The organism is Erwinia sp. BNK-24-b (assembly GCF_047456155.1).
Lineage (GTDB): Bacteria > Pseudomonadota > Gammaproteobacteria > Enterobacterales > Enterobacteriaceae > Erwinia > Erwinia phyllosphaerae.
Genome location: NZ_CP179901.1, coordinates 2,195,568 through 2,215,622, shown reverse-complemented (window position 1 = coordinate 2,215,622; position 20,055 = coordinate 2,195,568). Strand labels below are relative to the sequence as shown.

General features: G+C 51.2%; 19 protein-coding genes and 1 pseudogene. 14 read left to right on the top strand and 6 right to left on the bottom strand.

Translation table 11 applies throughout. The features are described 5' to 3' along the window. The first annotated feature begins 5 nt into the window (after positions 1 to 5). The 6 genes from ACMGGR_RS09885 to nudI all read left to right on the top strand — a co-directional run bounded on the left by ACMGGR_RS09885 (position 6) and on the right by nudI (position 5,652). Positions 6 to 1,214, top strand: coding sequence for a pyridoxal phosphate-dependent aminotransferase (locus ACMGGR_RS09885; protein ID WP_246759462.1), 1,209 nt, complete (start codon positions 6 to 8; stop codon positions 1,212 to 1,214). A 119-nt stretch (positions 1,215 to 1,333) separates the two neighbouring features. Continuing rightward, the gene (locus tag ACMGGR_RS09880) at positions 1,334 to 1,624 is read left to right on the top strand and encodes a VF530 family DNA-binding protein (RefSeq protein ID WP_414148792.1); all 291 of its coding nucleotides are present in this window, start codon (positions 1,334 to 1,336) and stop codon (positions 1,622 to 1,624) included. Positions 1,625 to 1,784: 160 nt separating this feature from the next. Beyond that, complete coding sequence (locus tag ACMGGR_RS09875; RefSeq protein ID WP_246759464.1) at positions 1,785 to 3,164, top strand: sugar porter family MFS transporter; 1,380 nt, start codon at positions 1,785 to 1,787, stop codon at positions 3,162 to 3,164. 490 nt (positions 3,165 to 3,654) lie between these two features. Continuing rightward, positions 3,655 to 4,521, top strand: a complete 867-nt coding sequence (locus tag ACMGGR_RS09870; protein WP_414148791.1) for a radical SAM protein — start codon at positions 3,655 to 3,657, stop codon at positions 4,519 to 4,521. Further along, positions 4,518 to 5,225 carry a deoxynucleoside kinase gene (locus ACMGGR_RS09865; protein WP_414148790.1) on the top strand — a complete coding sequence of 236 codons (708 nt, stop codon included), beginning with the start codon at positions 4,518 to 4,520 and terminating at the stop codon, positions 5,223 to 5,225. The genes ACMGGR_RS09870 and ACMGGR_RS09865 overlap by 4 nt, the downstream gene beginning before the upstream one ends. 1 nt (position 5,226) lies before the next feature. After that, the gene (gene nudI, locus ACMGGR_RS09860; protein ID WP_414148789.1) at positions 5,227 to 5,652 is read left to right on the top strand and encodes a nucleoside triphosphatase NudI; all 426 of its coding nucleotides are present in this window, start codon (positions 5,227 to 5,229) and stop codon (positions 5,650 to 5,652) included. A gap of 91 nt (positions 5,653 to 5,743) precedes the next feature. Here the strand turns inward: nudI and ACMGGR_RS09855 are convergent, their stop codons facing one another. Then, positions 5,744 to 6,337, bottom strand: coding sequence for a TetR/AcrR family transcriptional regulator (locus ACMGGR_RS09855; protein WP_414148788.1), 594 nt, complete (start codon positions 6,335 to 6,337; stop codon positions 5,744 to 5,746). A 145-nt stretch (positions 6,338 to 6,482) separates the two neighbouring features. On the opposite strand from ACMGGR_RS09855, the gene ACMGGR_RS09850 reads away from it, so the two are divergent. Next, positions 6,483 to 6,890 (top strand): RidA family protein, encoded by a 408-nt coding sequence (locus tag ACMGGR_RS09850; protein WP_414148787.1) that lies wholly within the window; start codon positions 6,483 to 6,485, stop codon positions 6,888 to 6,890. Positions 6,891 to 6,894: 4 nt separating this feature from the next. On the opposite strand, the gene ACMGGR_RS09845 is transcribed toward ACMGGR_RS09850, so the two are convergent. Together ACMGGR_RS09845 and ACMGGR_RS09840 are read right to left on the bottom strand one after the other, a co-directional pair. After that, positions 6,895 to 7,293 carry a DUF4440 domain-containing protein gene (locus tag ACMGGR_RS09845; RefSeq protein WP_414148786.1) on the bottom strand — a complete coding sequence of 133 codons (399 nt, stop codon included), beginning with the start codon at positions 7,291 to 7,293 and terminating at the stop codon, positions 6,895 to 6,897. After that, complete coding sequence (locus ACMGGR_RS09840) at positions 7,290 to 8,666, bottom strand: MFS transporter (protein ID WP_414148785.1); 1,377 nt, start codon at positions 8,664 to 8,666, stop codon at positions 7,290 to 7,292. The genes ACMGGR_RS09845 and ACMGGR_RS09840 overlap by 4 nt, the downstream gene beginning before the upstream one ends. A gap of 123 nt (positions 8,667 to 8,789) precedes the next feature. Between ACMGGR_RS09840 and ACMGGR_RS09835 the strand changes: the two genes are divergently transcribed. After that, positions 8,790 to 9,716 (top strand): LysR family transcriptional regulator, encoded by a 927-nt coding sequence (locus tag ACMGGR_RS09835; protein WP_414148784.1) that lies wholly within the window; start codon positions 8,790 to 8,792, stop codon positions 9,714 to 9,716. Beyond that, positions 9,717 to 10,103 (top strand): annotated as a pseudogene (locus ACMGGR_RS09830) (DeoR family transcriptional regulator); the annotation flags it as partial. 31 nt (positions 10,104 to 10,134) lie between these two features. Here ACMGGR_RS09830 and ACMGGR_RS09825 read toward each other — a convergent pair. Next, positions 10,135 to 11,037 (bottom strand): LysR family transcriptional regulator, encoded by a 903-nt coding sequence (locus ACMGGR_RS09825; protein ID WP_414148783.1) that lies wholly within the window; start codon positions 11,035 to 11,037, stop codon positions 10,135 to 10,137. Between the two features lie 98 nt (positions 11,038 to 11,135). Between ACMGGR_RS09825 and ACMGGR_RS09820 the strand changes: the two genes are divergently transcribed. From ACMGGR_RS09820 to ACMGGR_RS09805, 4 genes are all read left to right on the top strand, one after another. Further along, entirely contained in the window at positions 11,136 to 12,464 is a 1,329-nt protein-coding gene (locus ACMGGR_RS09820) for an aspartate aminotransferase family protein (protein ID WP_414148782.1), read from the top strand. A gap of 620 nt (positions 12,465 to 13,084) precedes the next feature. Beyond that, complete coding sequence (locus ACMGGR_RS09815; RefSeq protein WP_414148781.1) at positions 13,085 to 14,227, top strand: acyltransferase family protein; 1,143 nt, start codon at positions 13,085 to 13,087, stop codon at positions 14,225 to 14,227. Between the two features lie 159 nt (positions 14,228 to 14,386). Further along, a complete protein-coding gene (locus ACMGGR_RS09810; protein WP_414148780.1) occupies positions 14,387 to 14,821 on the top strand; it encodes a DUF2946 domain-containing protein in 435 nt (144 codons plus the stop codon). Positions 14,822 to 14,962: 141 nt separating this feature from the next. Further along, entirely contained in the window at positions 14,963 to 16,627 is a 1,665-nt protein-coding gene (locus ACMGGR_RS09805; RefSeq protein ID WP_414148779.1) for a DUF2534 family protein, read from the top strand. A gap of 65 nt (positions 16,628 to 16,692) precedes the next feature. Here ACMGGR_RS09805 and ACMGGR_RS09800 read toward each other — a convergent pair whose 3' ends face one another. Both ACMGGR_RS09800 and ACMGGR_RS09795 read right to left on the bottom strand, forming a co-directional pair. After that, positions 16,693 to 17,937 carry an aromatic amino acid transporter gene (locus ACMGGR_RS09800; RefSeq protein WP_414148778.1) on the bottom strand — a complete coding sequence of 415 codons (1,245 nt, stop codon included), beginning with the start codon at positions 17,935 to 17,937 and terminating at the stop codon, positions 16,693 to 16,695. A gap of 278 nt (positions 17,938 to 18,215) precedes the next feature. Further along, positions 18,216 to 19,130: a LysR family transcriptional regulator gene (locus ACMGGR_RS09795; RefSeq protein WP_414148777.1), complete on the bottom strand. Its 915-nt coding sequence runs from the start codon at positions 19,128 to 19,130 to the stop codon at positions 18,216 to 18,218. Positions 19,131 to 19,261: 131 nt separating this feature from the next. Here ACMGGR_RS09795 and ACMGGR_RS09790 point away from each other — a divergent pair, with 131 nt between their 5' ends. Further along, positions 19,262 to 20,008: an SDR family NAD(P)-dependent oxidoreductase gene (locus tag ACMGGR_RS09790; RefSeq protein WP_246759484.1), complete on the top strand. Its 747-nt coding sequence runs from the start codon at positions 19,262 to 19,264 to the stop codon at positions 20,006 to 20,008. Positions 20,009 to 20,055: the final 47 nt, after the last annotated feature.

The following is a 20,055-nucleotide window of genomic DNA, read 5'->3' as shown; positions in this document are numbered from 1 at the left end:
GATTTATGAATAGTCAGCAACTGGCCAGACGTATGCAGCGAGTGCGGCCTTCGCCAACCGCCGCCATTTCCGATCGGGTACGCGCACTGGAGGCGGAAGGTAAACAAGTGATTAACCTGGGCGAGGGAGAGCTGGATTTCGCTACCCCGGAGGCGATTAGCTATGCAGGGATCGCCGCCATTGTGCAAAAGCAGACGAAATACACGGCGGTAGCAGGCACGCGTGAACTCAAAGCTGCGATTATCAGCAAGTTTGCGCGTGACAATCAGCTTCATTTTTCTCCGGAACAGGTTATTGCGGGAAGCGGTGCTAAGCAGCTGATTTTCAACGCGATGCTTGCCACGCTGGATGTCGGTCAGCAGGTTATTATTCCCGCGCCATACTGGGTTTCCTATCCGGATATGGTCACCCTGGCGGAAGGCGAACCGGTGATGGTTTCCTGCGAAGAGCGGCACGGCTGGAAACTGCGTCCGGAACAGCTGGCCGCGGCGTTAACGCCCGCCACGCGCTGGGTGATTCTCAACTCGCCGGGCAATCCAACCGGCGCGGTCTACAGCGAACAAGAGTTACGGGCGCTGGCAGATGTGCTGTCCGATCATCCGAATGTGCTGATTATGGCGGATGATATCTACGAGCCGCTGCGCTATGACCAGACGCCGTTCAGAACTTTTGCTCAGGTTGCACCGCAGCTGGCCGAGCGCACGCTAACGGTAAATGGGGTATCGAAAAGCCATGCGATGACCGGCTGGCGTCTTGGCTACGCGGCAGGGCCGACCTGGCTAATTGACGCTATGCAGATTCTGCAATCGCAAAGCACTTCCAATCCGAGCAGTATTTCCCAGGCTGCCGCAATCGTCGCCTTGCAACAGCCTGCGGAATTTCTTCAGGGCTGGCTTGAAATACTGGATCGCCGGCGTCGGAAGGTACTGGCAATGATTGCCGACGGCAGTGGATTAAGCGCCAGCGCGCCACAGGGTGCATTTTATATCTTTGCTAATTGCCAGAAACTGTTGGGCCGCGAGACGCCCCAGGGAGAAATATTGTTGAACGATCAGGCGCTGGCCAGCTGGCTGCTGCAGGATGCACAGGTAGCGGTACTGCACGGCTCGGCCTTTGGCGCGCCGGGCTATTTGCGGATTGCCTATGCGGTAGCGGATGATTTGCTGGCTCAGGCATGCCTGCGTTTGCAGGCATCTTTAGCAAAACTTGCTTAAGAGACAGGCCGTGAAAAAGCGGCCTGTAAAAGATTATTCCTTTCCGTAAACACTCCCGGTTTGCACCTGAGTACGTCAGCCAGTATGGTAACGCCATTATTTTTGCTGAGAGAAAAAGAATGAGTAATCCTGGTTCAAAAGATCCGCTGCATGGCGTCACCCTGGAAGCCATTATTAACGCACTCGTCGCACGCTACGGCTGGGATGAGATGGGTAAACGCGTCAATATCAACTGTTTTAAAAGCGATCCCAGCGTTAAATCCAGCCTGAAGTTTTTGCGCCGTACGCCGTGGGCGCGTGCAGAAGTCGAGGCACTCTATATTGCATCGCTGAGCGATGCCGTGCCCGCCAAACCTGAACCTTCTGTCGACCACCCGTGGGCCAACTGGAAAGGGAAAAGGGAGGAATAAAGCAGAAAAGGGCACGTTTATCTGTGATCGACCCCGCATGATCCGCTGATGCGCGTAACGTGGTGTATCTGAAATGTGACCGGTAACGCATCGAAATCTCGCTTATTTACATAAAGTTAAAATTCTTGATGAAAGTTGACTTAGGGCGAGGAGAGACGGCATGAAAGCCAATAAAGTTTCAGGGAATAAATTTACGTGGTTCGTCTGTATGATGGCGGCGCTTTCGGGCCTGCTGTTTGGGCTTGATATTGGCGTTATTGCAGGCGCGCTGCCTTTTTTAGCGAAAGATTTGCATATCAGTAATCACGAGCAGGAATGGGTAGTCAGTTCGATGATGTTTGGTGCCGCCATTGGTGCACTGGCCGCGGGCTGGATGTCATCAAAGCTGGGCCGCAAGAAAAGTATGCTGGCCGGAGCCACGCTGTTTATTATCGGCTCGCTATGGTCGGCGCTGTCGCCGGACGTGGAGTCGCTGATTTTCTCCCGCGTTCTGCTTGGCCTGGCCGTGGGCGTGGCATCCTATACCGCGCCTTTGTACCTGGCAGAAATTGCGCCGGAACGCATTCGCGGCTCCATGATCTCTATGTATCAGCTGATGCTGACGACCGGCATCGTGGTGGCTTATCTGTCTGATACCGCCTTCAGCTACAGCGGCAGCTGGCGCTGGATGCTGGGTGTTATTGCTATTCCGGCAGGGATCCTGTTTGTTGGCGTACTGTTTCTTCCCAACAGTCCGCGCTGGCTGGCTTCGCACGGGCGTTTTAACGAGGCGCAGCGCGTGCTCGATCGTTTGCGCAATACCAGCGAGCAGGCAAAGCAGGAGCTGGACGAAATCCGTGAAAGCCTGATGGTTAAACAACACGGCTGGTCGTTGTTCAGAAACAACAGCAACTTTCGCCGTGCGGTGTGGCTGGGAATGTTGCTACAGCTGATGCAGCAATTTACCGGCATGAACATCGTCATGTATTACGCGCCAAAAATTTTTGGCATCGCCGGTTTCTCCAGCACCAGCGAGCAAATGTGGGGAACCGTGATTGTCGGACTGGTCAACGTGCTGGCAACCTTAATTGCCATTGGTCTGGTCGACCGCTGGGGACGTAAACCTATGCTGACGACCAGTTTCCTGGTTATGGCGATTGGGATGGGCGTTTTAGGCACGTTACTGCATCTCGGGGTCGAAACCGATTTCCGTAAGTATTTCGCTATTGCGATGCTGCTGATCTTTATTGTTGGTTTTGCAATGGCTGCTGGTCCGGTAGTGTGGCTGCTGTGCTCTGAAATCCAGCCGCTGAAAGGGCGTGACTTTGGCATCACGGCATCTACAACTACCAACTGGGTAGGAAACATGATTGTTGGCGCAACGTTCCTGACCATGCTGGAAAAGTTGGGCAACGCCAATACGTTCTGGTTCTACGGCGCGCTAAACCTTGTGTTTATCCTGCTGACCATCTGGCTGGTACCGGAAACCAAACACGTCACGCTGGAGCATATTGAACGTAACCTTATGAAAGGAAAGGCGTTACGGGATATCGGCTCCTGATGTTGCCAGCATACTGAAGAGACAACGCTACGTGAATTCTGCAAGGCTCAGCCCTTGCTGATGCAACAGATTTCACGTAGCGCGATCGTTTTTGTTAGCGCCGGGAAGAAGAACAGGCTGCTTTTGTTAAAGTACAGCAAGGATCAGCGCTGGACGAGTTTTGTTTACGTGTTGCCGTAGCGACAGGAGTTAGCAGGGGATGGGGCTAAGCCTGGCGGATTTGGCTCAACGTAGTGGATTCGTGGTAAGTGCTAAAGCTACTCCTGCACATCCATACCTCATTTAACATAATATACATTATGCGCACCTTTGTCATAAAGGCAGCCTGAACCGGAAGCCGTTATGCGTTGCTGCTAAGTGGATCTGAGAACATACAAAAACCATACAACATTTAAGCTTTAAACATGCCCAGCGTGAGCGTATGGTGGAGTTATACCCACTTTTTTATTATGGGTATGGATATTAAATTCAACGGCTAAAGGAACTAGTAATGGATATTAGCAACCTGCTTCTTGATTTCAGAATAACGTCACATTGTAACCTCGGATGTAATCTGTGTTTTCGCAACCCTGGCATAAAAGATTCTTCTCTATCAAGTGCCCTTAACGTCATTGAACGTATGTATAAAATGGGTTTCCGTCGTATAGGTTTTACTGGCGGCGAACCGACATCCAGAACGGACTACATTAAGCTAATTGAATATGCAAAACAAATGGGCTTTATGACCTATCTCTCCACGGTCGGACACCGCTTCATTATAGATCATGAGCGGTTAAATTCGGTGCTGGACTGGGTAGGAATGCCAATCGACGGGATTGACAGGCATGTAAATACCAATATTCGTAGTAATAAAATGGGTAATCAGCATAGAGTTATTGAAAGTATACTAACATGGCTTGCTGGTAATAATAACCGTATAAATATAAAGCTCACCACAGTAGTTTCGCAATCAAATGTTAATTTGTTGAGTGATATTGTTCGCTGGGTTGAAAGTCTCCCCTGTAATATACAGGCCTGGCGATTTTACCAATTCTGTCCACTAGGGGTAGGTAAAGAAAAAAGAGACAAATTAGAAATTAGTACAGATTTATTCATATCTAAAATGGACGTACTGAAAAAACGACATCCATACATGCCCATTAGCTGGGCAACGTTCAAAGAAAGGGACAAAGCCAACGTTATTATGGAGCCAAATTTTGACATCATTATTCCTGATGGTGAAAACTACACTCTCTTGGGAAATATGTTAACAGATTCCCCTGAAGAAATTGCAAGATCTATTTTAGGAAACAATGAAATAATGAAAAGGTGTGAGGAAAACCGATTCTGGCTTGAGGAAAGGGAATTTACATCATGAGATATAACTATCTTTATATGGAACCATGGTCAGCAGATAAAAAAGAATGTAATAAGGTACGAGCTCCTATTTACATATGCCTTTCTGGAAACACAGGAGTAGGTAAAAGTACTCTTCTGAAGCGGTTGTCTGCACGTTTATTTAACGAGGATTCACATACTATCGCTATAGACGAAAAAAGCATTCATCACCCCTTTCTTCCTTATTTATTCGATGATACGGCTAACTATGGGTATCTTATTCAACTCAACTTCATGATTCAGCGCGCACTTATCATTAAATCCTGGTTGGGCAAGGGTTTCAACCTGGTAATGGAACGTTCTCATCTGGAAGATTATATTTTTATCAATTTTATGTTTAAGGCTGAATACATTAGCAAAACTCAGTATAAATCATATATTAATCTTTGGGAAAGAATCAACGATTTGCTAATCGAGCCTGATATTATAGTTTTTATTGATTACCCTGTAAATTATTCCCTCACCCATCTCCAGAATGACGAAAAGTATGGTATCCGACCCCGTGAGTTTATTAACGAGGATACGAAAGTAAAATGGATAAAAGGTTGGCATGCAGAATACCAGCATTTTATTGATAATCTCCCGGAATATCTTCGCCAACGGGTGATGACTTGTAATCATCCTGATAAGATTGATTCCTTTTCTGATATGGTAATCCAGAAAGCAATGTTGTTAAGGAGGTAAGATGCGTCAGAGAATAATCGTCTGCCCTGTTATACAAAATGACGGTGAGCTTCTACTCTGTAAAATGGCTTCCGATCGTGGCGTTTTCCCGGGCCAGTGGGCTCTGCCTGGTGGAGGTATGGAACCAGGGGAAACAATGGAAGCCGCTCTCAGGCGCGAAATCATGGAAGAGTTAGGCGATCAACTACTTATTACTGATATCAAGCCGTGGACTTTTCGTGATGATATTCGTACTAAAACGTTTCCAGATGGTACCACCGAAGATATTTATATGGTTTACCTTATTTTTGATTGCGTTAGTAGTAATCGGGATATCACATTTAACGAAGAATTTCAGGAAATTATCTGGGTACCACCTGAAACTTTAAATAGCATGGATTTAAATGAAGCAACCCGCATCACTTTCACCCAAAAAGGACTCATTTGAAGGGTTATCCCCGGCTTTAAGGCTGGGGATAACATTCGGCAAATCTTTCTTGCATAAGAACATCTTTGAGCATCTTCTGAAATGAGGCTTGTCAGGACTCATTACGCAATCCGCTTGCCAGGAGCGTAAACACTTTAATGACCTGTGGCAGCGTCTGCTGCGGATCCTCACTGGCTGCTACCAGCAATGCTGCATTTAGCGCTGCGCTATTTAACAGATGGGCAGCGGCTTTCACATCTACTTCTTTAAGTATGTTGCGTTCACTCATCTTTTCCAAAGTCTGACGAGTAGATTCGAGGCAACTGCCCTGGCTGGGCCATTGTGTGGGATCGCCAAGAAAAGCCGGACCATCAAGCAGAACAATGCGTCTCACTTCCGGTTCAAGCGCCATCTTTATATAGGCAACGCCTTCAGCCAGCATTCTTTGCCAGTCATCGTCGATAGTGGCCGCAGCCGCTTTCGCGCGCTGTGCCATCTCGCCGTCTATTTGCGCAACGACCGCAGCGAGCAGTCCTTTCTTATCACCGAAGCTGTGATATAGCGCCCCTCGTGTCAGACCTACATTTGCGGTCAGTTCATCCATGGATGCCCCAGCAAATCCCTTATCAGCGAAGGATTTACGTGCTGCAGCGATCATTTTGGAACGGTTTTCTTGCATCATCTCGACGCGGCGTTTGGCAGTCATAGCTCTCTCTTTTTACATACGCTGCGTATCTCAATTGACATACGGCGCGTATGCCATAATAATTACACATACGCGACGTATATTAGATGATTTGCAAGCGCCTTGCTGTCTGAATTTTAACCGATATACACAAAAAGGTACTCCTGTGACCCAACGCAAACCCGTTTTCCCCGCTAACCGCCATGCTCTTTATGAGGAGCACGGCTATTCTGCCGCGATCCGTTCAGGCGATATGCTGTTTGTTTCCGGTCAGGTCGGCAGCCGCGCGGATGGCACGCCAGAGCCAGATTTTGCTGCCCAGGTGCAGCTGGCTTTTGACAATCTGAGTGCGACTCTTGCCGCGGCTGGATGTACGTTTGACGACCTGATTGACGTCACAACTTTTCATACCGATCCAGAAAACCAGTTTCCCGTCATCATGCAGGTGAAGCAGTCAATTTTCCCGCATCCCCCTTACCCAAACTGGACCGCTGTTGGCGTTACCTGGCTGGCTGGATTCGATTTTGAAATCAAGGTTATTGCACGTATCCCCGCGGAATCGCTGCAAAAATAATGATTTATAAAGTTAATATCCCGGATGTTTCATGCAGATGACGCCATCTCACCTGCCCTTCACTTCCCGTTTCAAAAACAGCAGTTGAGAAACGCAGTGTGCCAGGCTGACCGGGAAGCTGCTGTCTTTCCTGATAAGTTACCGTTGCACCTGCGCTGCTTTCAGCAATAATCTGCATGTTCTCAATCTCAATTTCTAATCCGGCTTTTGCGCCACGTTGCGTACGAAAAAAAGTGCACAACGTGGCGTAGTTAAGCTGCGTGCCGCCTGGCGTCACCATGGAATAAGCTGGACTAAAGCGAGCCAGCAGATTTTCACAAACGGCATCAGGCGTACTGGCGTCGCCCAGCCAGCGACGGATAAGCTGGTGAGCGTCTAATATTTCCTGAAAATAGATATTCATCGTTTCTCCTGATTGATTGCGTAACGCCCGCTGCGCCTGGCGAGGCGAAAGCTGAACATAATGGGAATGACCACGCTGGCGGCCGCTAAAATAAAACAGAGTCGATAAGCCTGCCCTGGCGCAAGACCCGAATTTAAAAACACATTGAGCAACAGACCGATAAGCGTCACGCCAAAGCAAAAGCTGAGCTGGCGGTTGATGTTCCATAAAGCGCTGGCGTCAGCCAGATCTCTGCTGTTTATTGCAATAAAGGCTGAACTCTGCGCCGTGCTGCTGCATAAGCTACTGCCGAACCCCATCAAAACAAAAGCAGCACCAACAATCACATTGTCGCTGGCGCTGTCGATTTGTGTCAGCAAGGCTATACCTGCCCCTTGCACCAGGCTGCCGCTAATAAATAACCGGCGCGGCCCTGTGCTGTTAAACTTTTTTCCGGTCAGGCTGATAGCAACAAAGGCCGCTGCCGCCCAGGGAAACATCATTGCGCCAGCACTGGCTGCTGACATACCAAGCTGGTTTTGTAGATAAAGCATGGTAATCAGGTTTACCCCGGTAAACACGCCGGGAATAAACTGGTAGATCAACATGGCCGTTTGCAGCACAGGCTCTTTAATGAGTCGTATATTCAGTAATGGCTCGGGCTTACGTAAGGCGCCGTACGTATAGAATGACGCCAGCGCTATTCCGCCCACCAGCAACAGCGCTGCTTTGCCTGACGCATCTTCTCCCAAAGCGGTCAGCCCCAATAAAATAAGCGTCAAGGCCGAGCAGCTGGAAATCAGCCCGCTAAGGTCAAGCCGTGTAGCCCTTCTGTTTTGCCGATCCGGCTTTAGCCAGCGGCCCGCCAGCAGTAATGTGATAAAAGCCACCGGCAGACTGACTAAAAACACCCAGCGCCAGCTAAGGCTGTCGGCAAGCATGCCGCCAATAGCCGGCGACAGTGCCGGAGCCAGCAGCCCCACCAGCATCACCGCAGCGGAAAGCTTCGCTCTTTCGTCGCTGTGATAAAGAGCATACGTCATTGTTTGTCCTGCCGGAATTAACAGGCCGCCACCTAATCCCTGTATCACTCGCCAGCTAATCAGCTGCTCTGTTGAGGCAGCGCTACTTACGCCAATGATAGCGATAATAAAAATAACCAGCGAAAGCATAAACAGGCGTTTCGTGCCGATACGCTTCGCCAGCCAGCTGCTGAGCGGGATTACCAGCGTCAGCCCCAAAACGTAACCGTTGCTTATCCAGGCCAGCTGGCTTACCGAGGCAGAAAAGTAGTGACTTATGTCAGGATAAGCCACGTTAGCGATAAACATGTTAACCAAATCGATAAAGAACCCCAGCAGATAAATCGTGGCAACACGCATTCGATAATTCATGCTTTTTCCATAAGAAACAATATTATGGCCGCAGTATAGGGAATGAAAAACCGGCGATAAATCCCCTTTTTGTCGCTATACTGTCAAACTTATTTTGACAATAATCAGCAGGATAAAAGAATTATGTTAAATATGCAGCGGCTGGAGATGTTTGTGGCCGTGGTAAAAGCGCGGAGCTTTACGGGCGCAGCCCAGACGCTGGGTATGACCAGAGCCGTCGTCAGTTTTAATATCAAACAGCTGGAAGAAGAGCTTGGCGTATCGTTACTGACGCGTAGCACCCGTAAAGTTGCCGTCACCGATACCGGCGAGCGCTTTTATCTGCAATGTTTGCAGCTTCTTCAGGATGCAGAAAGAGTGTTCGATGACGTACGTGGCGATCATTCAGGCCTGAGCGGTACACTGCGTATCACTACTACGCCAGAATATGGCGCTCAGGTCGTTGTCCCCGCCCTTGCCGCTTTTACCAGCCTTCATCCACAACTGCGTATCCAGCATATTTCCTCATCCAGAAATGACGATCTGATAGCAGAACGTTTAGATGTAGCGATTCGTCTTGGTCAGCTGGCCGACTCAACTCACCATGCCAGACTTATCGACAGTTTTGATATTTTTCCCGTTGCTGCAAAGAGCTTTTTAGCGCGGCACCCGGATGGGATAGTAGACGATCCGGAACGGCTTCAGTCCGCGCGCTGGATTGCCCATAGTCGCCTGACAACGCCTTTAAGCTGGCAGATTCTGACGCCCGCAGGCAATAACTTCCTTTTCAAAGTAAGCCACCCGGCAGAGCTGATGGCGGATAGCGCCGCTTCGCTGTTGGCGTTTGTCCGGAATGGCGCTGGTGTAGCCTTGTTGCCCGCCTGGCTGGTGCAGGATGATATTGCTAAAGGCGATCTGGTTAAGCTTCTTCCTGATTACCGGTTTCCTCGCCAGGGCATTTATGCGCTCTACCCTAATACGCGTCACGTTCCCAAAAAGGTGCGATTGTTTATCGATTTTTTGCAAAGCCGTATAAAAAACCCGGATGAGGAGACAACACTACCGTTGTAGCCATGGCCGGGAATTTCGCATCTTAATCTGCCTCTGGTCGACGTCATTATTATTGGCGGCCAGCTTTATAAGCATTCCGTGGTAACGGTCGGCGCTGCAATGACCGAATCTATTCGCAGAATCAATGCCGACCTCTTTTTTATGGGCGTCACCGGCGTGCACAAGAGCGCCGGGTTCACGACCGGAAATTACGAAGAAGCCTGTGTGAAAAGAGCCTTATCGGAAAGAGCCGCAGAAACGGTGGTGATGGCTTCGCAGGAAAAGATCAACTCTGCCTCGGCTTTCGCCATCGGTGAGCTCGCTTTAGCCAGTACCCTGGTAGTTGATTGCGATCTGGATGACGAAATGCACCAGTTACTGACCAGTCAACACATTACGGTGCTTTAAACAGAGGTAAAAAAGCCCGGATTAAGCGCAATCAGACGGCAAGTGCCTGTAGAAAAAGATCAAGGATGGTATTAGAACGGCGACCCTTATGCGTGACGACGGCAATATTGCTGTTGTAAAACAAACGCTGAGGCGCGATGGCCCTCATCATCTTTTTCTCGGTCCACTGGCTGGCATAGTGATCGGGAAGAAAGCCTACGAAGCGGCCGGTGAGGATCAAAAACGCAATGCCCTCGCGGTCAGACGCCGTTGCGGTGCAGTGCAGCATCTGATGCATACCGATGGTTTCAGCCGTCATGCGAAAAGACGGCGCAATCGCATCGTAGTGGATAAGCTGGTCGTCATCAGGTTCGCCATCCCTGTCAAAAAGCGGGTGCTTGTTGCTGCAGTAAAGATATGATTTTTCGTCATAAAGCGTCTGATATTCCAGACCTGAAATCGGTGAGGTCAGCGGCAGAGCACCCACATGCAGGCGTCCATCCAGCAGGCCACGCTCAATTTCTGCGGCGGTGGTCATGCTAAGGTTCAGGCGAATATCCGGCCCCTTTTCACGTAGCCGTTCCAGCGCATGGGTGATTTTCATCATCGGCTGCGTCACCAGGTTGTTAATGATGCCGATGTTAAATTCGCCGCGCAGCTGCTTGTGCATCTGGTTCACCTGCTGACGAAAAGTTTCAACCGCGGCCGTCAGCGTCTCGCTATGGCGAAGGATTTCCCTTCCTTCATCGGTTAAGGCAAACCCTGACCGCCCTCGCTGGCATAAGCGCATGCCGAGCCGTTTTTCCAGATCGCTCATGTGCAGACTGATAGCGGAACGCGTAATGCCCAGCAGGCTTTCCGCTGCGGAAAAGCTGCCGCAGTCAGCTACTGTTTTAAAAATTCGTAACAGCTTCAGGTCAAAGTCCGTTACCTGCGCTAATGATTTGGTTTTCATTCAGGTGAGTTTTTCCACAAGTAAATGTTAGTTAATTAGCATTTAACTTACCCAACGGATGAATGCAAACTCTTAACACACCGTCTGGAGGAAATATCATGTCCCAAGTCAATACTGCCGAGCTGAATTTGCAGGCGCACTGGATGCCTTTTAGCGCCAACCGAAATTTTCAGCGCGATCCGCGCTTTATCGTTGCTGCCGAAGGCCGCTGGCTGACCGATGATAAAGGCCGCCAGATTTTTGACAGCCTTTCCGGCCTGTGGACCTGCGGTGCCGGGCATACGCGCAGCGACATTCAGAGCGCCGTTTCTCGCCAGCTGGGCACGCTGGATTATTCACCGGGCTTTCAGTATGGCCATCCGCTCTCTTTCCAGCTGGCAGATAAAATCGCACAGAAAATGCCGGGCGATCTTAATCATGTATTTTTTACCGGTTCCGGTTCTGAATCGGCAGACACGGCGGTCAAAATGGCCCGCGCCTACTGGCGGATCAAAGGCCAGCCCGCCAAAACCAAACTGATTGGCCGTGCGCGTGGCTATCACGGCGTGAATATCGCGGGCACCAGCCTTGGCGGTATCGGCGGAAACCGTAAGATGTTTGGTCAGTTTATGGATGTCGACCACATTCCGCATACGCTACAGCCAGGCATGGCCTTTACGCGCGGCATGGCGGAAACTGGTGGCGTCGCGCTGGCTGATGAGATGCTCAAGCTGATTGAGCTGCATGACGCCTCGAATATTGCCGCGCTGATCGTCGAGCCGCTTTCCGGATCTGCGGGTGCAATTATTCCGCCGCAGGGCTATTTGCAGCGGCTGCGCGAGATATGCACGCAGCACAACATCCTGCTGATTTTTGATGAAGTGATTAGCGGTTTTGGCCGTATGGGTCGCTGGAGCGGCGCGGACTATTTTGGCGTGACGCCGGATATCCTTAACTTTGCCAAACAGGTGACCAACGGTGCGATCCCGCTGGGTGGCGTGGTCGCCAGCAGCGAAATTTATCAGACTTTTATGGCGCAGTCGCTGCCGGAACACGCGGTAGAATTCAGTCACGGCTATACCTATTCCGCGCATCCTGTCGCCTGCGCAGCAGGTCTGGCAACGCTAAATCTGCTGGAGGAAGAATCATTGATCGAGCGGTCGGCGGCGCTGGCTCCGCATTTTGAGCGCACCCTGCACGGCCTGCAAAATTGTCCAAACGTTGTTGATATTCGCAACTGCGGGCTGGTGGGTGCTATTCAGTTGGCCCCGCGCGACGGCGACGCCACCATCCGGCCATTTGATGCCGGTATGGCGCTGTGGAAAGCCGGTTTTTACGTACGTTTTGGCGGCGATACGCTGCAGTTTGGCCCAATGTTCAACACCGAACCGGCCGAGCTGGATCGCCTGTTTGACGCCGTGGGCGAAGCGCTACACCATATCAGTTAAAGTAGATTTCTGGGCTATCGCTATCGATAGCCCGTTTACCCCGTTTTATCGACCATCGCAACACGAATGGCGTTCAGGTTTTCATCAATACCCACCGATATTGTTATATTAGGATCTTTGCCGATCCAGCAGCCCCGATTGATATTGCACCTTTCTGTTTTTTTATACTCACTTTTTTCCAGGTAAGCACCGTTAGCGAATTCCATGCTGAGATATTGCACGCCCTAAAAAAAGCCCATTACGCATATCACCAGAATGGCCAGCATAATTTTTAGTGGCCTCTTCATATACGCGCTTCTCCTCTGCCAAAACGGTCACTTTAGCTTTTCTGCTTTTATAAGCTTTTCCCCGCCACAAAACATCAGATCCGCTTCATATCGATGGATGACTCAGGCCGAACAGCCGGGCTGTCAATTGTTAATCTATTGATTAATATGATATTTTTATCAATGTGCGGCATCATCTGTTAATTTGATTTATCTCACAGCATTAGCCCTGATAAGGGATTGAGTATATTCCTATAATTTCCACTTAAGTCAGTTATCCGATATTAATGCGCTTACAAATCCTTTACCCTCCGCCCGCACATCGTTTACAAAAAGCTGCACTGGAGGATTAAGATGGCAACATCGCGCGGTTGGTCAAAGGAGCTGGAAGGCCTGAGAGGGCTGGCTTCACTCTGGGTTCTGCTGGGACATATCTGTATCCTGGCGGATTGTCATATTCCCCTTATTTCGTCACCGGGCATTGGCGTCGATTTGTTTATTCTTCTTTCCGGCTATTTAATGGCAAAAAACTATATCGAACGTCGGGATGTAGAGCCCTGGGATCACGCCACAACCATTAAAAAATTCTGGTTACGTCGATTTTTTCGCATTGCGCCGCTTTACTATATTTTGCTGATTGTCGCTATAGCGGCAGGCCCGTGGTTTGGCGAAATGAGAGATATTATCTCGCAGTTTTTCCCCAAAACGGCTACTGAAGCATCACGCTATTCCGACCAGTCTTTAGCCAACATTGTCAATCATGTGACCTTTGTTTATGGTTTTCTGCCCCATTATGCTTTTAATACCGTGCTGCCTGACTGGAGCATTGGGCTGGAGATGCAGTTCTATCTGCTGTTCCCCTTTATTATGTTAATAACGGCGCGTTTTGGTTATGGCAAAAGCCTGCTGGCTATTATGGTGCTGTGCTGCATCGGCAGGTTTGTTTTCCATAATTATTACGAAGCGTTCAGCATGCCGTCGCTGATTCTGATTAAGCTCAATATCTTTATTTCCGGCATGCTGCTGGCCGAGGCCGTGCGCAGAAAGTCTCTGCTCTTTATCCTTCTGGCGCAGGCTGGCCCGGCGGCGAGTTTTGTGATTGGCCTGGGGATGATGAAGTATCAAATCCCTATGGATGTGCTGATGATTTTAGGCATGGCGCTGGTACTGTGGAAATATCCGGAAGGCGGCAAAATGGCATCGTTAATCTGGTGGCCACGTAAAATGCTTAATAACCGTTTTAACGCCTGGCTGGGCGACGTTTCTTACTCGGTTTACCTGCTTCATTTGCTGATTGTTATCCCGGCGATCGCGCTGCTGCTGCAAAACTGGAACCTGATTCACTATGCGCCATCGGTACGTTTTGCCATCGTTTGCCTGCTGGTTATTCCACCTGTCTATCTGATCTCCACCCTTCTCTATAATTTTGTTGAGAAAAGCGGGATCCGCATGGGCAAAGCTGTTCTTGCCCCAAGGCCACAACCGTCTAAGGCATAGTGCACCTCTCGCGCTATGGAAGGCGCGGGCCAAAGAAGCACGGAAGCTTCTGGTTTTTAGTCGCTTTACGATGACTCCAGCTTAAACGGCGCGAATAACTTTTTAACATTTGCGGTAAAAGTTGTTAAGCTCTCTTTTTTCTGCACTGGAATCCCCCCTTTGCCAACGCTGCATCGCCTGTCTCAACGCCGTATACCAGCCCTGATTGCCTTTCTGGCAATTATGCTGCTGTTTATCGCGCCTTGGGTATCCAGGACGCTGGAGCACAGGCAGATAGCCCTGGAGGGAACCGCGGCTGAAATGGTGATGCCGGGAATGAATATGGCGCCAGCGCATCACGGCATGCCGGATGACGGCGATCGTTCCGCCATGCATCAAGCTCCGGCGATGTCCGAAGGCATGGGAACCATGGACGATATTGCCTGCGGCTACTGCCAGCTGCTGGTGCATTTCCCGGTGCTGATATGGCTTGTCCTTGCCGTTATTCTGCTGCTGTTCACTGTTTCCCGCTCCCGGCTCGTTCGCTATGTTCCCGTCGCGCCCGTCAGGTTATTTCCCGGCGTTTCTCAGCCGCGTGCCCCACCCGTCTGTTAATTTATTTCCCTGGCCATCGCCTGGTTGTATAGCGATAACCTTTGAAAATAAATATGTGCTTTGCGCAGGGTTTGCTTCGCCTTAAATAAGGCCCTCACCTGCATAAAGCGCCATCATTTTTAACAGTAGACCGGAAATTTTATGTCATCTCATGCCGTAAATACTGCCCCTGTCACGGGCGCGGTAATGAATCTTGTTCGTCGCCTGCATTTCTATATCGGCCTTTTTATTGCTCCTTTTATTTTTGTCGCCGCGCTTACCGGGACGCTATATGTCCTGACGCCGCAAATTGAGAATGCCCTCTATGCCGATGCCCTGACGGCGCAACCAGAGGGGATAGCGAAACCCTTGTCGGCGCAAATCGATGCGGCGCGTCACCACGCGGGGGAAAGGGTCAGGATCTATGCCGTGCGTCCCGCCGCTGGCGAAACGGAAACCACGCGCGTGCAGTTTATCGATCCGGCGCTGGGCGCTTCTGAATCCCGTTCGGTGTTTATCGATCCTTATACGCTACGGGTTAAAGGTGATATGACGGTCTACGGCACTTCCGGCGTGCTGCCGCTGAGAATGTGGCTGGATCAGCTGCATCGTGGGCTATTGCTGGGCGACCCAGGCCGTGTTTACAGCGAGCTGGCGGCCTCGTGGCTGTGGGTTGCCGCACTCGGCGGCGTCGCGCTGTGGGCCGGAAAGCGTTCTCGCCGTAATAAAAAGCCGGCTGGGAAATTTGCCGTTACGCGTCACTGGCACATTACGCTGGGCCTGGTGTTGCTGGGCGGGCTGGTGTTCTTTTCCGTAACCGGCCTGACATGGTCGCAGTGGGCAGGCAGCAATATCGATAAGATGCGCAGCGAGCTTAACTGGCTGACGCCGCAGGTCAATACTTCGTTGAACGCCTCTTCTGATGCACGACCCGATCCCCATGCAGATCATGCCGCTATGGATATGTCCGCAATGGGGGCGCATACTTCGGCAGCGGCAATGAATCCGGCGAACGGCGACTGGGACCGGGTATTGCAGACGGCAAGAGCTAACGGCATTACCGCAGCGAAAGTTGAACTGCGTCAGCCTAAAGCCGCTGGTAAGGCCTGGACGGTAAGCGAGATCGACCGCAGCTGGCCGACTCGCGTGGATGCCGTTTCGGTCGATCCGCATGGCTTTGGCATTGTTGACCGGGTGCAGTTTGCCTCTTTCCCGCTGGTGGCGAAACTGACCCGCTGGGGCGTAGATGCGCATATGGGCGTGCTGTTTGGCCTGCCGAACCAGCTGATTCTGGCGGCGTTCGGGCTGGGTTTGTGTGTAATGATCGTGCTGGGCTATCGGTTATGGTGGCTGCGCCGTCCCGCCGTGACGGCCTCTGCCCAAACGCTGCTGGCAGCCTGGCAGGCCGTTTCGCCGACGGGTAAAATCGTCAGCGGGCTGGCGGCACTGCTGCTCGGCTATGCGCTACCGGTGATGGGCCTTAGCCTGCTCGTCTTTTTATTAATTGATGTTGTACGCGGGCAGCGCCACGCACAGCGAATGAAGCAAGGGTTTAACGCTATGAAAACATCTTCCGTGATGCGGAAAGAGAAAAAACAGTTTATCGCGGCGGTTCTTGTCGTTCTGGCAATTGCGTTGACGGTGATGTGTAAAACAATGATTGGCGGCGCTATCGACGAATATCATATTCCTCTGCACCACTGGTCGGCAGAAATGTTGGTGACGCAGCTCTTTATGATCGCCGTTTACTCCATGGTCTTTACCGGTCTGCTTTCCATTCCGCTGTGGTACTGGTTTCTGGGAGAAAACGACGCCGGGCGGCGCTAAGGTTTTACTGCAAAAAGCCAAATAGCGCAGTCTAAAAGCCCGGTCGAAAACCGGGCTTTTATCTTTTACCCCTGAAAAACCGGTAGCCAGCCCAGCCAGCTAAGGAACCATGCAAGGACGTTAAGCACGCCAAACAGCATAACCAGCGCAATAGCGGCGTTTTGTCTGCCAGTATGCACGGTGGGATCGGCGAATTTGTGCTGCGCTTTTAACGCCAGCAAGGCAGGAACGAAGACGGCCCACAGCGTGGCGAACAGTCCGGCAAAGCCGATCGCCGCGATAAAACCGTTGGGAAACCAGAGAGAGGCGCACAAAGCAGGTAAAAACGTCAGGCAAGCGGTTTTGAAACGGCCCGCACGCGTGTCGGCCATCTTCAGCCGGTCCGCAATAAAATCAAACAGCCCCGCCGTTACGCCAAGGAAAGAACAGATCACCGCAAAATGCGAAAAGAGATCCATTAAAAACGCCAGCGCGCTAACGTGCAGGTAGTGGCGTAGCGCGGACATTAACGCTTCGATATCGCCGCCAGCGCCAATAATGGCGGGAAACGAAGCGCGCGGCAGATTTCCCATTGTGCCGGTCATCCAGAACAGATAGATCACCAGCGCCATAAAGGTGCCCAGTATCAGCGCGCGATTGACCTGCTTTTTATCGCCGACGTAATAGCTAATCAGTCCGCTGATGTTGCCGTGATAGCCAAAAGAAGCGAGACAAAACGGCAGCACCGCAAGCGTATAGGGCCAGTAGGATTGCCCTGATACGCCGCTGTTCAGCAGCGTGGAAAGATTCAGCTGCGTCAACAGTCCGCCAAAGAGCGTCACCAGCAGCAAAATTTTTGCCAGCACGCAAAACGTCATAAGCCGACTTACGCCTTTCGTACCCAGCCAGACCACTACCGCTACGCACAGCGTCAGAATGATTTTCGCTTCCGCCACGGAAAGATGCAGGCCAGCGCGATTGAGCGAGCTTTGATAAACCGGCCCGCTGGCAGAAATATAGGCATAGGTAAGGATGCCGAGAACAAACAGAATGCTCACGCCGTTGATGGCTGCCCAGGCCCGTCCCAGCAGGTCGCGCGTGATGGTATCAAAACCCGCGCCCAGCGGATAATGCTGGCTGGCCCGGGCAAAAAGCAGCCCTGACAGCAGCATACAAAACCAGCTTACCAGCAGGATCAGCAACGACCAGCCATACCATGCGCCCGCCATCACCACCGGCAGCGTAAACATTCCTGCGCCAACCACGGTACCGCAAATGATCATCGCGCCCCACCAAACGGAAGGCCGACGTTGCAATGCACTATCCTTCATAATTTCCCAGCTAAACAAATGACAGAGTGCCGGCGATTCTAAAGCAATTGCCGCGCTATCACCTGATATAATTTCGTATTACTGCCGTTTTATCAGATGGCAGAAAACGGATCGCGGTGCTTATTGTTGAGCAAAATTCAAATTGCTCTTTATATATCCCCGGAAATTTTCAGACTTTGCTTTTTATCAGTTAGTTTTATTCAATACTTCCCTCTGCGGATTAGTCGGATAACACCTTATATATTCTTCGGCCCGGCTCGCAACCTGATGGTTAAATATTAATCATCCGCGTCGGCAACACGTGCCGGAAACTTTTCAACCAGCCAGTCAATAAAGACGCGCAGGCGATGCGTAACGTGACGAGTTTGTGGATAAACCAGGTGAAAAGGATAAGCCGCCGGCCGCCACTCTTTTAATATTTCCACAAGCTGGCCCTTTTTTAGCGCGCTTCTGGCGGCATAGGTAAAGGTTTGCACAATGCCTAACCCGGCCAGCGCCGCTGCCAGATGCGCATTGCTTTCGTTTATGCCCAGGCGATGTTCAGTTTTAATTTCCAGCTTTTCACCATCTTTTTGGAAGCGAAACGGAAAACCCCGGCCGCTTTGCGAAGAAAGATAGCTGACCAGCCGGTGCCCATTACTTAACTCCTGCGGGTAAGCCGGTACACCAAAAAGCTTCAGATATTGTGGCGTGGCACAGGTAATTAACGTCGCAAAACCGATCTGGCGGGCAATCAACGAAGAATCTGAAAGCGGGCCTCCGCGAATAACGCAGTCAACGCTATCGCCGATTAAATCGACGCTGCGATCGGACACGCCCAGGTCGATACGAATATCCGGATAACGCGCCATAAAATCGGGCAGCATTGGGATCAGTACATCGCGCGCGGTCGATCCGCCAACGTCAATACGTAAATGCCCGTGCGGCTGACCGCGTACGGCGTTGAAAGAGGTATCGATATCTTCCAGATCTTTGAGGATGCGGGCGGTTTTCTCATAGTATTCCTGCCCTTCTGGCGTCACCGTAACGCGTCTGGTCGTGCGCTGTAGCAGGCGGATATGCAGATGCGCTTCCAGCTCCTGCACCAGTTTACTTAGCGTCGCATTAGGCATAGAGAGCGAGTCGGCCGCGCGCGTAAAGTTCCCTGCTTCCACTACGCGCGCAAAAGCTCTGATTGCTGCCAGCTGATCCATACATCACTCCGGTATCGTTAATTATACATGGCTGTGAATAGTCATTTCCATTTTACAGTATTTATCAACAAATGGCGTGCCGCTACAGTGAATTCATGCCCGGATACGCCGGGCCCTATCGGAGAGAAAAAATGACTTCACTTAATGGCAAAATCGCACTGGTTACCGGCGGCACATCGGGTATTGGTCTGGCAGCGGCACATGAACTGGCCGCTCAGGGCGCGAAAGTATTTATTACTGGCCGTCGCCAGCCGGAACTGGATGCTGCCGTTGAGGCTATTGGTGCGGCGGCAACAGGTATTCGGGCCGATGCCTCTGTCCTTGCCGATCTGGATACGGTCTACGCGCAAATAGCCAAAAGCGCAGGACGCCTTGATATTCTGTTTGCCAATGCGGGCGGCGGCGATATGCAGGCGCTGGGCGCGATCACCGAAGAGCATTTCGATCGCATATTCGGTACTAACGTGCGTGGCGTGCTGTTTACGGTGCAAAAAGCGCTGCCGCTGTTAAAAGATGGCGCGTCGGTCATTCTGACGGCTTCCACCACTTCCGTCCAGGGTACGGCAGGCTTCAGCGTTTATAGCGCCAGCAAAGCGGCGGTCAGAAACTTTGCGCGCTCGTGGGCGCTTGACGTGAAAGATCGCGGCATCCGGATCAACGTTGTCAGCCCTGGCCCGGTGAAAACGCCAGGCCTTGGCGGTCTGGCCAGCGAAGAGGAACGTCAGGGATTATTTGACTATCTGGCCGCGCAGGTGCCGCTGGGCCGTCTGGGCGAACCGCAGGAAATTGCTAAAGTCGTGGCTTTTCTGGCCTCCGACGCTGCCAGCTTTATTAACGCAACCGAGCTGTTTGTTGATGGCGGCATGGCGCAGGTGTAACGCCGTGGGAGAATTCTTCCCTGGCGATAGAGCTTTCACATATAAAA